Origin of the sequence: Vibrio splendidus, from assembly GCF_002873455.1 — a bacterium.
GTDB classification, from domain to species: domain Bacteria; phylum Pseudomonadota; class Gammaproteobacteria; order Enterobacterales; family Vibrionaceae; genus Vibrio; species Vibrio splendidus_J.
In genome coordinates this window covers 194,530-210,612 of record NZ_MCUN01000035.1, presented here as the reverse complement: position 1 = coordinate 210,612, position 16,083 = coordinate 194,530, and the positions used below count along the sequence as shown (strand labels likewise).

Genomic DNA, 16,083 nt, shown 5'->3' with positions numbered 1-16,083 from the left:
TGTTAAATTCTATTCGTTGGTTCTCGAGGTCTTATCATGTGAAGACAAAGTCGCCTCGAGATATAAGTCGGTTCGATATAGAGGGCTAACGTAGATGAATAGGCAGCCAGTCTTGATGCTCTGGGCCGGTGTAGTCTGCACTTGGACGAATGATGCGATTATTTTCTCTCTGTTCGAACACGTGCGCCGTCCAACCCGTAAGGCGGCTCATCACGAAGATCGGAGTAAATAATTTGGTTGGAATATCCATGAAGTGGTAGGCCGATGCGTGGAAAAAATCTGCGTTACAAAACAATCCCTTCTCGCGCTTCATTACCGCTTCAACACGTTCTGAAACGGCGTAAAGCTGTTCATCTCCCACCTCTTGAGCTAGCTCTTTTGACCAACGCTTGATTAGAGCATTTCGCGGGTCGCTTTCACGATAAATGGCATGACCGAAGCCCATGATTTTGTCTTTGTTAGCAAGCATCTGCATGATGTGAGTTTCTGCTTCATCAGCGGTTTGCCAATCTTGGATCATTTCCATCGCGGCTTCATTCGCTCCGCCATGTAAAGGACCTCTCAACGTACCAATCGCTGCGGTGACACAAGAGTGGATATCTGACAGTGTGGATGCACACACACGAGCAGCAAAAGTAGATGCATTAAACTCATGTTCCGCATACAGGGTTAACGAGCAGTGCATGACCTGCTTATGAAGGTCAGTTGGGGTTTTGTCAGTGAGCATTTTCAAGAAATAACCGCCAATACACGCTTCACTTTGATCTTCAGTATCAATGCGCACGCCATCATGGCTAAAGCGGTACCAATAACAAATAATCGCAGGGAAAAGCGCGAGCATGCGTTCGGTCGCAGGCAATTGCTCAGAGAAGTTTGACTCTTGCTCTAGATTACCTAGCATTGAACAACCCGTTCTCATCACATCCATTGGGTGAGCGTCTGCGGGAATCAACTCTAGTGCTGCTTTCAAAGGTTGAGGCAAGCCGCGCAGCCCAACCAACAATGTTTTGTAGTCATCAAGTTCTTTTTCAGTGGGTAAATGACCTCTTAGTAACAGATGAGCCACTTCTTCAAACTGAGCGTGATTGGCAAGGTCGGTAATGTCATAGCCGCGGTAGGTCAAACCCGTTCCTGACTGGCCTACCGTACATAGCGCGGTGACTCCTGCGCTTTGTCCACGTAGACCAGCACCTCCGATTGCAGGAGTGCTTACTAGTGCACTTGCTGTTTTTGCGCTTTGTTGTTGGTTTTCTGTTGAAGCCTTATCGACAGCTGCTTTATCACTCAAAGATACAGACATGGTGAACTCCTTTTCTGTGTTAGCCGCCTGCACTCTTTGGTACTGCCCGTTTATATGCCTGATGATCTTTATCATCGGTACTGGATATGGCGACTAACCATTTCACGTTATTGGATTAAGTTGATTTTTGATTAATTGAAACTGGTTTACCCTTCACTTGAAAACAACTGATCAAGCTTGTTTTCGTAGTCGTGGTAATTCAGGTGTTCGTAAAGCTCTTTACGGGTTTGCATTGAATCCAACAAAGCTTCTTGATTGCCTTCAACTAATAGGTGCTTATAGACATTTTCCGCCGCTTTGTTCATCGCGCGGAACGCACTCAATGGGTAAAGCACCATATCGACACTTGATTGGGCTAACTCGTTACAGTTGTAGAGTGGCGTTTGGCCAAACTCAGTGATGTTCGCGAGAATAGGCACGTGCTTGCCTGTTGCTGATTTCAGCGCCGCCGAAAACTTCACGTATTGGTCGAGTTGATTCATCGCCTCAGGGAAGATCATGTCAGCGCCCGCTTCAACACAAGCTATCGCTCGCTCAATTGCGCTGTCGATGCCTTCAACCGCCAATGCATCGGTACGAGCCATAATCACAAAACTTTCGTCGGTTCTTGCATCTGTTGCCGCTTTGACTCTATCGACCATCTCTTGCTGACTAACAATTGCTTTATTTGGGCGATGGCCACAACGTTTCTGAGCTACTTGGTCTTCCGTGTGAATTGCAGCAGCGCCCGCCTTTTCCATCGCGCGAATCGTACGCGCGATATTGAATGCGCCACCAAACCCCGTATCGATATCCACCAGCAATGGTAAATCACACGCGTTAGTAATACGTTCAACATCCACCAACACATCGTTCAATGTCGTAATACCTAAATCAGGTAAACCATAAGAGGCATTAGCAATACCTCCGCCAGATAGGTAAATGGCTTGATGCCCCAAGTTCTTTGCCATCATCGCGCAATACGGATTCACCGTGCCGACGATCTGTAATGGGTCGTTGTCTTGCACAGCTTGTCGGAACTTTGCTCCTGCTGATAACTTCATAATGACGCTCCCTGTTAATTGTTTATTTCTGTCTAATTTTTATGACTCATGGATGCTTGGTTATCGCCAGCACTGAACGGCTGGCAAATAGCAATAACCGATTAATCAAGATCCTTGGATTGGATTTGTTGCTCAATAAGCAATCGACTGCCCGAGATGTGTCTCCGCATTAGCATTTCTGCTAGCTCTTCATCCCGATTGCGAATCGCTTGTAGGATGTATTTGTGTTCATCAAGAGCCTCTTTAGGTCGAGATTGCGCTCTTGGTGATTGATAGCGGTACATGCGTAATAAGTGATAAAGCTCGTCACACAACAGCGAAATGAGTTTGCTGTTGCGGCTGGCTTTGATAATGCGGTAATGGAAATCAAAATCCCCATGTTGATGAAAGTAAGAAGAACCTTCAACTTCATCGATGTGCTTTGAGTGTGTCGACAATAATCCTTCAAGCCCGATAAGCTCTTCTTGTGTGATATGTCGCGCTGCTAAGCGAGCCGCCATGCCTTCCAATGCCTCTCGCACCGCGTAAAGCTCTAGCAGTTTGTCTGCCGAAAAAGTAATAACTCGTGCGCCAACATGAGGGATACGTTCAATTAGGCCAAGCCCCTCAACACGCATTATCGCTTCACGTAATGGTCCTCGACTTACCTCGAAGCGTTTAGCCAGTTCAGGCTCCGAGATCTTACTGCCCGGTGGTAATTCACCGCTAACAATCGCCTCAACGAGATACTCTGTCAGATTTTCCGACTTGGTGTTTTCTTTGTCGCTCACACGTGTTTTCGTGTTTGCACTTAAGGTGAGATCTTTTATCGCAGTATTCATATTCACGCTGCTCACTTCTGCTTGCTGAAACTTAATTGTCAACAACTCCATAACATGAACATAAAATACACGATTAAATTGTCGACAATCAAGCAAATTGTCGACAATTTAGACTAAGGTAGTATTTAAGAAGGAGCGAATTACAACGATAAAATCAGAGGAAAAAGGATTGATATACCCTTGGTGTTACTGCCACTCTCCTCTTAAAATTACGCTGAAAATGCGCTTGATCAGAAAAACCAAGCGCGTTTGAAGTGTCGACAATTGTTTGCCCTGTCTTAAGCATGGACTTCGCACGTTTAATCCGTTCATCAAGTAAATATGCATGCGGTGATAGCCCATAAAACTGTTTGAAACTACGAATAAGATGATATTGACTAACGCCTACCTCTTCCGCGATCTCAGACAAACGCAAGTTGTCTTCAACGTTATCGAATAGTTTTTCTTTTACGCGCTGAAGGTGAGGTAACACGGACGTTGCACGCAAGGTATTGGTGTTCGGCTGCTGGAGACATTCTTCAATAAAATCATAAAAATGAGTTTCGGCCTCAAGATAGGAGTGACCGTTAACAAGAGAAGTGTAAAGCTGTTGAAAGCTGTTTCTAACCTCGCACCCTCTCTCGTAATCGTGCAAAAACGCACAATAATCGTATTGTCTATCCCCTGTTATTTGCTGTTGGATATTACCCATCCAATGAGTATCCACAAATAGCATGTTGTAAGACCAACTTACCGTAGCAGGATTGCAAGAATGAATATCTGAGGGGTTAATAGTAACAATATCACCACGCCCTATTTGGTGTTGGGAACCTAGGTTGCGGTACTGAGCAGCGCCTTGCTGAATAACACCAAACGAAAATTCATCGTGAGAATGCGCGACATAGCATGCGCTCGATCTATCCGCTATTCTAATTTCAATGTTCGGCAACAAGGTGCTTTGCTTAAAAGCGACCGTGCGATCCTTTGCCATATCATTCTCCTTATCATACCCAAATACTTACTATCGAAACGACGAGTAGTCCAGCCATACCCCAGTTGAACATTGTTTGCTTCACCTCAGATTGTAATGCCTTTCTTATCGCCTGCCCTAAAAATGCCCAACTCGCCACCCCCACCAAACATGCAGCTAGAGATATCAAAGTAAAGAGCAGCAGCGCGATGGATGACGATGGCTGATCGACAACATATAAACTAATACCCGACATCGCAACTAACCAAGCCTTGGGATTTATACATTGCAAAAATGCGCCCTGCCACGCTTTAGGGGCTTTGTCTTGCGAAATAGAGTTAATGCTTTGATATGGCGCAAGAGCTATTTGTTTTGCGAGATAGAGTAAAAATAGGGTCCCTACAATTTTCATCAACCACGCAATATTTGGAATCCCACTTGCTAACAATCGCAATAAGCTTCCTGAACAAAAAACGATGATGGCATAAGCAATACTCGCTCCTACTACATACCTCAACGCAACCTTTAAGCCATAATTGGCCGACGTACTAGTTGCCACGATATTTACCGGTCCAGGTGACAAAGCTCCAATCATCGCAAATGTGAACATAGCTACCCATAGTTGTTCCATGACAGTTCCGTTTATTCTTTTGCCAAAACACTAAAGTACCTAAACTTCAAAACCCGTTATTGAACAAAATTGCTATGGTCTCATCTACTGTCTATGCTTCTTTCAGTTTTTAAACGCCTTACCGGTATAACGCCTTTACATGTAACCCTCAGATGAAAAAATTCGCATTTATCTGCGCCTTTCATTCATCGTCTACTCTACAACACAGTCATTCTAGATCTCGTCATCTAGCACGTGACCTCGAGATATTTGTTTACATCAACATACGTGACTCTTTTATAGGTAAGAGAGAGTGACCAATCCGTGAACTTTATGAACTTTATTTACCCAATGTTCTTTATCCTCAATATTACCGCATTAAAGACAACCCATTAACATATCGTTAACTTTGAATTTATCTACTAAGCAATACCCTACTCATGTGTTTGGTAGTTGGATATAAAACATAAGTTTCTCTCCATTGAAGAGATCTCCACATAAGGAACGTGAACCATGTTCAAGGCACTGAAACCTACTATTGCGGCTTCTATCATCGCAGCAACCTTTTCTTTTAACACTTTTGCTGCTGACGTAGAAAAAATCCACTTCCTAATCCCTGGCGGCGCTGGCGGTGGTTGGGATATGACGGCGCGTGGCACGGGTGATGTATTGGTGAAATCAGACATCGTAGAAAATGTCTCTTTCCAAAATCTATCTGGTGGTGGCGGTGGTAAAGCAATTGCTCACTTAATCGAGACGGCTCAACGTCAAGAAGACACGCTGATGGTGAACTCAACACCTATCGTTGTGCGCTCGCTGACCGGTATCTTCCCTCAATCTTTCCGTGACCTGACTCCGGTAGCAGCAACTATTGCCGACTATGGCGCAATCGTTGCGTCTGCTGATTCGAAGTACAACACTTGGGAAGACGTAGTAAAAGAATTTGAAAGCAACCCACGTAAAGTGAAAATCGCAGGCGGCTCGGCTCGTGGCAGCATGGACCACCTTGTTGTAGCGGCAGCGTTCAAAGGCGAAGGTTTTGATGCGAAGAAAGTGCGATACATTGCTTACGATGCAGGTGGTAAAGCAATGGCGGCTCTATTATCTGGCGAAACGCAACTGCTTTCGACAGGCCTTGGTGAAGTGCTAGAAATGTCTAAATCAGGCCAAGTAAAAGTATTGGCAGTAACGGCACCAAAACGTCTTGATGCGGCACCAAACATCCCAACACTAACTGAGTACGGCAACGAAACAGTATTTGCTAACTGGCGTGGCTTCTTCGCTGCACCAGGTACTAGCCAAGCAAAAATCGACGAGTGGAATGTAGCGCTTGGCAAAATGTACAAGACTGATGAATGGCAGGTGGTTCGTGACCGTAACGGTTGGATTGACAACTACAAAGCTGACAAAGATTTTTACGCCTTCCTAGAAGACCAAGAAAAACAGATGGGCGACCTAATGCGTGAGCTTGGTTTCTTGAAATAACCAGCAACCATAGAGGGTCTATGTGCCCTCTTACTCTTTCCTTGTTTCGCCGTACATGAGTTAACTTCAAACTCCTTTGTTTATTCGTAGACGTATTACTAACGCTTGCCGATTCGTTGTAAACGCAAGTGGCTGATAAACCAGTACCGTAATTCGCTTACCTTTGGTTAGTGATCCCAGACATTTCATTGACTCGCTCATGTACGGCTTTTTTACTTTCTATACCATCCCAAATGGAGTTGGATATGTCGGACTTACCAACCAAATTTTTGAGTAAGGAATCTTTGCTATCGAAAGATCGCATCGGAGCCATGATCTTTATGCTGGCGTGCTTGTGCTATGGCTACCAAACCACGCTAATTCCTTTGTTTCCCGGTGACGAGTACGAACCCTTCACTGCAAGAACTTTACCTACCCTATTAACGTTTATCGGCATCGGCCTGTCGTTGATCCTACTAGTTACAGGACAACCGGACCAGAAGGTTTCATGCGACACCACGCCGCTGAACTGGAAGCTGCTTATTGGCTTTTTAGTGTTAATGGCTTTGTACGGTGTTGGACTGACTTATCTTGGCTTTGTTTTAGCAACCAGCTTCTTCTTGCTTGCTGGCTTTTACCTATTGGGTGAGCGCCGTAAATCTGTTTTATTTGGCGCGTCATTTCCTTTCGTTATCGCGTTCTTTTTATTATTAACTCAAGGCTTAGATATCTACCTAGAGCCTGGCTTAATCTTCACTCTTTGGTAGGGATAACATTATGTTAGACGGAATTTTACAAGGACTTTCGACCGCTGTGATGCCAATGAACATCATGATGGTAATTGTGGGCTGCTTCGTGGGTACCTTCATCGGTATGCTTCCGGGGCTAGGTCCAATTTCAGCAATCGCGTTGATGATCCCGATTACATACGGCCTAGATCCTTCTTCTGGCTTAATCTTAATGGCAGGTGTGTACTACGGCGCAGTATTTGGTGGCTCAACGTCATCAATCTTAATCAATGCTCCGGGTTGCTCTTCAACGGTAGTAACCGCATTCGACGGCTACCCAATGGCACAAAAAGGCCAAGCTGGTAAAGCGTTGGCACTAGCAGCCTACTCTTCTTTCACTGGCGGTACGCTATCAGCAATCATGCTTTTGATTGCAGCACCGGCTCTAGCAAGCGTCTCATTGAGCTTCCAGTCGTCAGACTACTTCGCATTGATGTTGTTAGGTCTATCGGCTGTAGCAGCGTTTGCAGGCCCAGGTCAGGTAATAAAGGCATGGATGATGACCATTCTTGGTTTGATGTTATCTACTGTTGGTATCGACAAAGGCGTTGGTGTTGAGCGTTTCACGTTTGGCCTAACAGACCTAATGGATGGCTTTAGTTTCCTACTTCTTGCTATGGCAACCTTCGCTTTAGGTGAAACTTTAATGGGGATTTTGAAACCAGAGAAAGACACCAGCGGCGAAGAAAGTCAAAAAATGGCTGATATTGGTAGCATGAAAATTACCAAAGAAGAGTTCAAAGAAGTAGCACCGGTTTCGATTCGTTCTTCAATTCTCGGCTTCTTTACGGGTGTTCTACCCGGTGCTGGTGCAACTATCGCAGCGTTCTTGAGTTACGGTATGGAACGTAGCCTTGCGCCAAAAGATAAGCAGAAAGAGTTTGGTAAAGGCAGTATTCGTGGCCTTGTCGCTCCAGAATCAGCAAATAACGCAGCATCAAGTGGTTCATTCGTTCCGCTACTGACGCTTGGTATTCCAGGTTCAGGCACAACGGCAATCATGCTTGGTGCCCTAATCGCTTACGGCATTCAGCCGGGCCCTCGCTTGTTCGTTGAGCACCCTGATGTATTCTGGTCAGTGATCATCTCTATGTACTTTGGCAACATCGTATTGGTTATCTTAAACCTACCGTTGATCCCTTACATATCTAAACTGCTAGCGGTACCAAGGACGGTACTACTACCAATGATTATCTTCTTCTCAATCACAGGCGTGTACTTAGTGTCTTTCAATACAATGGATGTATTTGTGATGCTCATTGTTGCTATGGTTGCGATAGCGTTGAGGTTAGCTAATTTTCCACTTGCCCCATTACTTCTAGGTTTTATCCTTGGTGGGCTAATGGAAGAAAACCTACGACGAGCACTGATGATCAGTGATGGCGAACTGAGTTTCCTTTGGGAGCGTCCAATCACGATGACGTTCACTATTCTGGCTGTGCTGGTACTGTCTAGCCCAATCCTAGTAAAGCTATTTAGAAGCTTAAAATCGAAGCCGGTAGAAGTGTAAAACTCTAGCAAAGAGACTCGAAATCAACGAAAGGAGCCATCGGCTCCTTTTTCTTTTCAGTAAAACAAAAAACCAATGCCCAAAGGTGATAGCAAACTCACAAACTCACACTTTCAAGACGCACAGCTCTGATATCCATAACAAATTCAAGTAAGGTAACTCGTTAGTTAACGTATTGGATTCTAAAACTATGGATTGGTTGATTCTATTCTTATCGGGAGTGGTTGGCGGTGTACTTAACTCCATAGCAGGAGGAGGCAGCTTCGTCACCTTCCCCGCTCTCTTGTTTGCTGGCGTGCCTCCAATTGCGGCCAACGCGACCAATACCTTTGCTTCATGCGCTGGCTACATTAGCGGAGCCTACGCTCTACGCCACGAAATTCAATCTGGTACTAAGCAACTAAAACTGACCATTAGTTTGTGTGTAGTTGGTGGTGGCATCGGAGCGTTTCTACTGCTGCACACACCAGAAGCCCTGTTCACTCAATCCGTGCCTTGGTTACTGCTATTTGCTGCTTTGCTTTTCACGTTTGGTGGCACGCTCAATAAGTGGCTTAAGCAAGCAACAGCAAAACATAAACACGCCACCAGCGCAGGGGTATTCTTTTCAGCTGTATTGCTTTTGATCGTGTGTATCTATGGTGGTTATTTTAATGCAGGTTTGGGGATAGTGACGTTGAGCTACTTAGCTCTGGCAGGGTATACCAACATCAACGTGATGAATGGCATCAAATTGTTGGTATCGGCATGCGCATCACTCGCGGCAATCGTGTTCTTTGTTGTGAATGGTTCGATTGATTGGCCGTCAGGCATGGCCGTATTATTTGGTACATTGGTAGGTGGTTACTATTCAGCAAAAATCTCTCGCCGCATTCCTCAACAATATGTTCGCACCACAGTGATTATTGCGAGCTTTTTGATCACCGCTTACTTCTTTTATACGATGTAGGTTCTATACCAACTAGGTTTGTACCAACTAAGTTCAATGCTAACTAGGTTTATGCTAACCAGGTTCTATACCAACTAAGTTTTACGCGAAATAGGTTCTATGCTGACTAGACATTCGGTTCAATAAGCTTGCAACTGGAAAGGTGTCCAAAAACTCACCCTCTCAATATCTATCCCTTTATTTTATTGCTTATAAAATAGCCAAATTAAAATGTGTGAGGCGAGTCCTTCAATTAGCTAATTTGATAACAATTTAGACTATTTTTTAGCCTTTACTCTGCCAAAGGTGGGATAATTCTCCTGTCGAAAGTGAGACTTCATTAGGAGGCGTTATGAACATTAAACTCGGTCATGTCATGTCATCAAGTCGACTCATTTGCTTTGTCGCTTTTCTTGCTGCCACATTCGCGTGGATCCTAAAAATGCCCGCTCTGTTTTCTGTGTCAGCGCTATTCTTACTGATCAGCGCTATTGTCTATGTCGTTGACCTTTGGAAGAATCAAAGAAAGAACCGCGAAGCTTAAGGCGAGCGACTAAAGCGACACGCATTAAAAAAGGAGCACTTAGGCTCCTTTTGTCTTTTGCAGTCAAGGCTTCATCTATCTGACGATACTCGACTTACGCCTTTACATAGTGACGTTAAAACTAACGGCGCCCTTTTACTAGCGACGCATTTCTATTAACGACGCCCTATTATTAACGACGAAAGTTACGACCGTTGCCGCCACGACGCTCTTTAAATGCAGATGCCGCTTTAGCTTGAGATGCTAGAATCGATTCAACCGTCAATTCCATTGGCTCACGAGGCTCTAACCCATGACGGAATGTGCGTGAACGCGGAGGCATCTGGTATTCAATGTCCGATGCTTTAGGCATACGCTTGAAACGGTAAAGGTAGAAGTTTTCAACCTTCTCACGAGCCCATTCCGTTTTCTTCAGGTATTTAACAGCACTTGCCACAGTCGGCTTAGTGTTAAAGCAGTTCATGCGCATTGCTGCATCCAAAATTTCCCAACCGTAATGATCCACTAATTCAGTGATCATAGTATCTAGCTTCAAGCCGTGCAGTGGGTTGTTTTGTTGCAGTTCGATTCTTTCTTCTTCAGTCATATCTTTACCTTTTCCAAGGCAACTAAAGGCCTTGAATATACTCTAGAACACCGTCATCACTGACCGCTTCTAGCTCAATCACTTGGGCATTACATCCATTGCCCTTATCTATGCCTTTATGATGGCATAAAGCATGCTCGTGATCCTATTTATCTTTCAATTTAATTTTAAAATGGTCACTTACTATCCTAATGTTGCGTGCAACACCGCCATGCTATACCGACGAGTGCTCTTCTTAGATATCGACCAAATTCGTTCAAGTTAACAAAAACCATGATAGAAGCATGAAATATCCCCATTTTAAGTAATGAATTATAAACTTATTAGAACGCAGTGTTGCTAATCAACAGCACGATGCTATGTTATAAGTGGTATATAAACCTACAAATAACGATACTAAACAATGATATAATTATAAATAAAGGTTGGCTTTGACCATGTTTGACTACTCCCAAATCAGCAGAGTAGCCGCCCAAGATAAAGACATTATCGCCATCGTTGATGATCTCTTTCGGCTAGCTCGCGAACACTACCCCATTCTGTCTAGGCTCTCGGTCGTACTGTGCAATGAAAATAGAGCGTCGAATTACTTTGTTTCGGACACTCTGTGCCAAAAAGCAGAGCATCGCCACATTGAGCAAGAACTTACGCCAGAATCGGCTTTGTCTCGCATGGCAGAGTCTTTAGATACTCGAATCATTAACGACCTCACCACCATTAGCTCAACCAAACAAATATCTCACCTACTCAATCTCGGTCATCAAAGCAGCTATACAACACCTATTCATCACCAAGAAAGTAATCTTGGGTTTGTATTTATCAATGCTTCATCAACAGGATTTTTTGCTAACCAAATTATTCAGTGTGATATCGCCTACCTCACTCAAGTCATTTCTAGCCTTTTCGTTCAATGGTTTGAGCGCCAGCGTCACTTTCAATCCTCTTTAGCGATAGCATTAAACATGGGTCATGCACGAGATCCAGAAACCAAAGAACACCTAATCCGCATGGGTAAATACAGTGAACAAATTGCTCGTACTCTGTCGCACACCAAAAGAGAAATCACCCACCAATTCATTCATCGAATTCGGTTGTATGCGCCCTTTCATGACATAGGAAAGTATCGAATTCCAGATAAGGTGCTATTCAGTAGCGCGCGTTTCAATGAAGAAGAAAGAAACATCATGAACAATCACACGTTGTATGGCGAAGAAATGATTGATGATGTAGTTGCCCTTTCCCACCACAGCTCGATGTGCAGTGAGGAGATTCAATTCATTAAGAATATTGTGCGCCACCATCATGAATACTTTGATGGGTCAGGACTACCTGATGCTTTGAGTAACGCAGAGATACCACTAGAGGCTCGAATAGTGACATTAGCCGATGTATTCGATGCGCTGATGAGTAAAAGAGCCTATAAGCATGCGTGGTCACTCGATGAAGTGATGGAATACATTGAAGTGCAGAACGGTTCAATGTTTGACCCAGAGTGTGTTGAGGCTCTTAAGCAGAACCTAGACGGCTTTATGGCAATTCGTGAGCAATACAACGACGATGCTCAGCCGCATTTAATGACAGCTTAAACGATAGCTTCTTTGTTATTCGGGCGAAGAGAACGTGAACCAACAAAAAAGGATGCCCATTGGCATCCTTTTGTTTTCTAGTTTACAGCGTAAAGAACAAACGTGCTCTTAACAGCTCCTAACTAACGATTATACGTCGTAAGTTGTAGAAGCAGTGTCGCCGCCTGTACCAGTCCAGTTTGTGTGGAAGAATTCACCACGTGGACGGTCAGTACGCTCATAAGTGTGAGCACCGAAGTAGTCACGTTGAGCTTGTAGAAGGTTCGCTGGAAGACGAGCTGTTGTGTAGCCGTCTAGGAACGTTAGTGCAGAAGTCATGCATGGCATTGGGATACCAGATTCCATAGACTTAGCTGCAACTTTACGCCAAGCGCCCATGCAGTTGTCTAGGATGCCTTTGAAGTATGCATCTGAACCTAAGAATGCGATCTCTGGGTTCGCTTCGTAAGCATCACGAATATTGCCTAGGAATGCAGAACGGATGATACAACCACCACGCCACATAAGTGCAACGTTACCGTAGTTTAGATCCCAACCATTTTCGTTCGACGCTTCACGCATTAGCATGAAACCTTGAGCGTAAGAAATGATCTTAGAAGCAAGTAGAGCTTGGCGAACTGCGTCAACCCACTCTTGCTTATCACCTTCGATTGGAGCAACAGTTTTACCGAACAGTTTCTCAGCTTCAACACGTTGGTCTTTAAGTGCAGACAGGCAACGAGAGAATACAGACTCAGTGATTAGAGTCAGTGGGATACCCATGTCTAGTGCGTTGATACCTGTCCATTTGCCTGTACCTTTTTGGCCAGCAGTGTCTAGGATCTTCTCAACTAGCGCTTCACCGTCTTCATCTTTGTAGCCAAGGATGTCAGCAGTGATTTCTACTAGGTAGCTATCTAGTTCAGTTTTGTTCCAGTCAGCAAACACAGCCTGCATTTCGTCGTGGTTCATACCTAGGCCATCTTTCATGAACTGGTATGCTTCAGTGATAAGCTGCATGTCACCGTATTCGATGCCATTGTGAACCATCTTAACGAAGTGACCAGCACCGTCGTTACCAACCCAATCACAACAAGGCTCACCCGCGTCAGTTTTCGCAGAGATACCTTGGAAGATAGGCTTAACCGCTTCCCAAGCTTCAGGAGAACCGCCTGGCATGATAGAAGGACCGAAACGAGCACCTTCTTCACCACCAGAAACACCTGTACCGATGAAGTGAATGCCTTTTTCACGAAGAGCGGCTACACGACGGTTAGTATCTGGGAAGTTAGTGTTACCACCATCAATGATGATGTCGCCTTTGTCTAGAAGTGGTACAAGCTTGTCAATGAACGTATCTACAACGTCACCAGCACGAACCATAAGCATCACTTTACGTGGCGCTTCTAGTTTCTCAACTAGCTCTTCTAGAGAGTAAGCACCAACAATGTTAGTCCCTTTAGCTGGGCCTTCTAGGAACTCGTCTACTTTCGCAGCAGTACGGTTATGAGCCACAACTTTGAAGCCGTGGTCGTTCATGTTTAGGATAAGGTTCTGACCCATTACTGCTAGGCCAATTACACCGATATCACCTTTCATTATTTTATCTCCTTGCGGCTATTCGCACTTATGCGATAGCACTTGCTGCATTTGAATCTAGGAACCACTCTGTCTCACCAGTTTTAGACTGGATTTTCGCTGCCGGGTAAGGCAGTTCTGAAGCAGAAGTTGTATGAATTTCTTTAACGATCTCAACTTTACCTGCACCCAGTACTAGGTAGCTGATTCGTTTTGCTGCTTCTAAAACTTTCGCTGTTTTAGAAACACGGATCTGGCCCGACTCTGGGTGAGAAGCTAATACAGATAGGTTCTCATCTTGGTAGTCAGTTGCACCCGGAAATAGTGAAGCTGTGTGGCCGTCTGCGCCAACACCTAGCAGGATCCAATCGAAAACAGGCGTGCCGTTTTCTGTTGGAATCACGTCTGCCATTTCTTTCGCGAAACGCTCTGCTTCTGCTTTTGGCTCATCTTCACCACGGATGCGGTGGATGTTTTCAGCAGGAAGGTTTACTTGAGAACATTCTCTTAGTTTTGAAAACAACAGCGTATTCGCTTCACCGAAATTGCTTTCAGCGTCATCAGGTGCAACGCAACGTTCGTCGCCCCACCAGAAATGAAGGTTATTCCATTGAATGCCTTCTGCGTATGGCGCTTGAGCTAAAAGCTTGAAAAGCATTTTTGGCGTGCTGCCACCCGACAATGAAATGTGAACAGGTTTACCCTGCTCGCTGTATGCTTTCATTTCGTTTGCTAGGTTTTCAACGACCAATTCTGGCGTTGCAAAGATCTTGTGGTTGATCATAGTTCGCAGTAATCCGTGTCTGTTAGGTTTTTACATGGGAAACGCCATGCGCGGCCATCACGTTGCAGAAGCTCATCCGCTTCTTGCGGGCCCCAAGTACCACAAGCATAGCCAAACAGTGCTTGAGGATCTTGTTTAAAGTCTAAGATTGGTTGAACGTACTTCCAACATGCTTCTACTGCATCGGTACGCGCAAACAGAGTCGCATCACCGTTCAGTGCATCAAGAAGAAGACGCTCATAAGCCGTTAGCATTTGAGTTTCAGGCAAGTCAGAGTAAGAGAAGTTCATTTTCACTTCTTTTGCTTTGAAACCTGCACCTGGCTCTTTCAAACCAAAGCTCATCTGAATACCTTCATCCGGTTGGATACGGATAATCAGCTTGTTCTCTGGCGCATCTTGACCAAATACTGGGTGTGGTGTGTTCTTAAAGTGAATCACGATTTCAGTCACACGTGTTGGTAAACGTTTACCCGTACGTACGTAGAAAGGAACCCCATTCCAACGCCAGTTGTTGATATGTGCTTTAAGACCAATATACGTTTCAGTACGAGAGTCGTCTGCTACACCATGCTCTTCGCGGTAACCAGGTAAGTGCTGGCCACGAACGTCTGATGTAGTGTATTGACCTAGAACCAGATCTTTACGCAGGTCGTCTTCTTCCAGTGGTTTCAGACACTGAAGTACTTTAACCACTTCGTCACGAATTGAATCCGCATTGATTTGAGCTGGTGGCTCCATTCCAACCATTGCTAGCACTTGTAGCAGGTGGTTTTGGAACATGTCACGAACTGCGCCAGAGCCGTCGTAGTATCCGCCACGCTCTTCTACGCCAAGGAACTCAGCACCTGTGATTTCAACGTATTCAATAAAGTTACGGTTCCACAGTGGTTCGAACATCGCGTTTGAGAAACGAAGTACTAGAAGGTTTTGTACCGTCTCTTTACCAAGGTAATGGTCGATACGATAGATCTGGTGTTCTTGGAAGTGATGATGGATCTCTTCATCTAATGCTTGAGCTGATGCTAAATCGTAACCAAATGGTTTCTCGATGATCAGACGACGCCAGCCGTTCTTTTCATCATTCAGGCCATGCGCAGCAAGGTTTGCTGGAATCACACCGTATAGGCTTGGCGGGGTTGCCAAGTAGAACAATGTGTTATGGTTTTCGAATTGGTAGTCTTGCTCAAGCTTGTCTAGACGTTGTGCTAAACGAGCGTAGTCGTCTACATCTGAAGTGTTGATCGCTTGGTAATGCAAATGTTCAATAAATGCATTCAGCGTCTCTGGTTCAGTTTTTTCCATTTCCTGAAGAGACTTCTTCAGCTTCTCACGGTAAGACTCATCGCTGTACTCAGTACGGCTCACTCCAAGAATCGCAAAGGATTCTGGTAGTTGATTGCTAGCATACAGGTGGTACAAAGCAGGAATTAACTTGCGGTAAGTTAGATCTCCCGATGCACCAAAAATAACGATGCTGCTGTTTTCAGGTATTACCATCATCTTTCCTATAAAAACAAGGTTTTTAGTATTCGCCAAAGGTATCAGCGACATACGAAAATAGATAATAGGTCTTGGCTATTACATCAATAGCGAGTGCCTATTACACTTGAG

At 44.7% G+C, this 16,083-nt stretch carries 15 protein-coding genes; 6 read left to right on the top strand and 9 right to left on the bottom strand.

Annotation, left to right across the window (positions count from 1 at the left end):
* Positions 1 to 85: 85 nt before the first annotated feature.
* From prpC to BCU75_RS19560, 5 genes are all read right to left on the bottom strand, one after another.
* The gene (gene prpC / locus BCU75_RS19580; RefSeq protein ID WP_102474808.1) at positions 86 to 1,300 is read right to left on the bottom strand and encodes a bifunctional 2-methylcitrate synthase/citrate synthase; all 1,215 of its coding nucleotides are present in this window, start codon (positions 1,298 to 1,300) and stop codon (positions 86 to 88) included.
* Between the two features lie 146 nt (positions 1,301 to 1,446).
* Positions 1,447 to 2,343 carry a methylisocitrate lyase gene (gene prpB, locus BCU75_RS19575; RefSeq protein WP_102474807.1) on the bottom strand — a complete coding sequence of 299 codons (897 nt, stop codon included), beginning with the start codon at positions 2,341 to 2,343 and terminating at the stop codon, positions 1,447 to 1,449.
* A gap of 101 nt (positions 2,344 to 2,444) precedes the next feature.
* Complete coding sequence (locus BCU75_RS19570) at positions 2,445 to 3,164, bottom strand: GntR family transcriptional regulator (RefSeq protein ID WP_102474823.1); 720 nt, start codon at positions 3,162 to 3,164, stop codon at positions 2,445 to 2,447.
* 154 nt (positions 3,165 to 3,318) lie between these two features.
* Positions 3,319 to 4,134, bottom strand: a complete 816-nt coding sequence (locus BCU75_RS19565; RefSeq protein ID WP_102474806.1) for an AraC family transcriptional regulator — start codon at positions 4,132 to 4,134, stop codon at positions 3,319 to 3,321.
* Between the two features lie 13 nt (positions 4,135 to 4,147).
* On the bottom strand, positions 4,148 to 4,744 hold the full coding sequence (locus BCU75_RS19560) for a LysE family translocator (RefSeq protein ID WP_102474805.1): 597 nt from the start codon (positions 4,742 to 4,744) through the stop codon (positions 4,148 to 4,150).
* Positions 4,745 to 5,236: 492 nt separating this feature from the next.
* Here BCU75_RS19560 and BCU75_RS19555 point away from each other — a divergent pair, with 492 nt between their 5' ends.
* The 5 genes from BCU75_RS19555 (at position 5,237) to BCU75_RS19535 (ending at position 9,957) form a co-directional block, all read left to right on the top strand.
* Positions 5,237 to 6,208 (top strand): tripartite tricarboxylate transporter substrate binding protein, encoded by a 972-nt coding sequence (locus tag BCU75_RS19555; RefSeq protein WP_076678312.1) that lies wholly within the window; start codon positions 5,237 to 5,239, stop codon positions 6,206 to 6,208.
* 245 nt (positions 6,209 to 6,453) lie between these two features.
* Positions 6,454 to 6,954 (top strand): tripartite tricarboxylate transporter TctB family protein, encoded by a 501-nt coding sequence (locus tag BCU75_RS19550; RefSeq protein WP_065111250.1) that lies wholly within the window; start codon positions 6,454 to 6,456, stop codon positions 6,952 to 6,954.
* A 10-nt stretch (positions 6,955 to 6,964) separates the two neighbouring features.
* Entirely contained in the window at positions 6,965 to 8,485 is a 1,521-nt protein-coding gene (locus tag BCU75_RS19545) for a tripartite tricarboxylate transporter permease (RefSeq protein ID WP_102474804.1), read from the top strand.
* A 190-nt stretch (positions 8,486 to 8,675) separates the two neighbouring features.
* On the top strand, positions 8,676 to 9,434 hold the full coding sequence (locus tag BCU75_RS19540) for a sulfite exporter TauE/SafE family protein (RefSeq protein ID WP_102474803.1): 759 nt from the start codon (positions 8,676 to 8,678) through the stop codon (positions 9,432 to 9,434).
* A gap of 331 nt (positions 9,435 to 9,765) precedes the next feature.
* Positions 9,766 to 9,957 (top strand): hypothetical protein, encoded by a 192-nt coding sequence (locus tag BCU75_RS19535; RefSeq protein WP_004733590.1) that lies wholly within the window; start codon positions 9,766 to 9,768, stop codon positions 9,955 to 9,957.
* Positions 9,958 to 10,129: 172 nt separating this feature from the next.
* Here BCU75_RS19535 and BCU75_RS19530 read toward each other — a convergent pair whose 3' ends face one another.
* Positions 10,130 to 10,543, bottom strand: a complete 414-nt coding sequence (locus BCU75_RS19530; RefSeq protein ID WP_004733589.1) for a VF530 family DNA-binding protein — start codon at positions 10,541 to 10,543, stop codon at positions 10,130 to 10,132.
* Positions 10,544 to 10,968: 425 nt separating this feature from the next.
* Between BCU75_RS19530 and BCU75_RS19525 the strand changes: the two genes are divergently transcribed.
* Positions 10,969 to 12,129 carry an HD-GYP domain-containing protein gene (locus BCU75_RS19525; protein WP_102464667.1) on the top strand — a complete coding sequence of 387 codons (1,161 nt, stop codon included), beginning with the start codon at positions 10,969 to 10,971 and terminating at the stop codon, positions 12,127 to 12,129.
* A gap of 129 nt (positions 12,130 to 12,258) precedes the next feature.
* Here the strand turns inward: BCU75_RS19525 and gnd are convergent, their stop codons facing one another.
* The 3 genes from gnd to zwf are packed head-to-tail and all read right to left on the bottom strand — an operon-like array spanning position 12,259 to position 15,969.
* Positions 12,259 to 13,707, bottom strand: coding sequence for a decarboxylating NADP(+)-dependent phosphogluconate dehydrogenase (gnd, locus tag BCU75_RS19520; RefSeq protein ID WP_076678307.1), 1,449 nt, complete (start codon positions 13,705 to 13,707; stop codon positions 12,259 to 12,261).
* A 28-nt stretch (positions 13,708 to 13,735) separates the two neighbouring features.
* Entirely contained in the window at positions 13,736 to 14,470 is a 735-nt protein-coding gene (gene pgl / locus BCU75_RS19515; RefSeq protein ID WP_102474802.1) for a 6-phosphogluconolactonase, read from the bottom strand.
* A complete protein-coding gene (gene zwf / locus BCU75_RS19510) occupies positions 14,467 to 15,969 on the bottom strand; it encodes a glucose-6-phosphate dehydrogenase (RefSeq protein ID WP_076678305.1) in 1,503 nt (500 codons plus the stop codon). The genes pgl and zwf overlap by 4 nt, the downstream gene beginning before the upstream one ends.
* Positions 15,970 to 16,083: the final 114 nt, after the last annotated feature.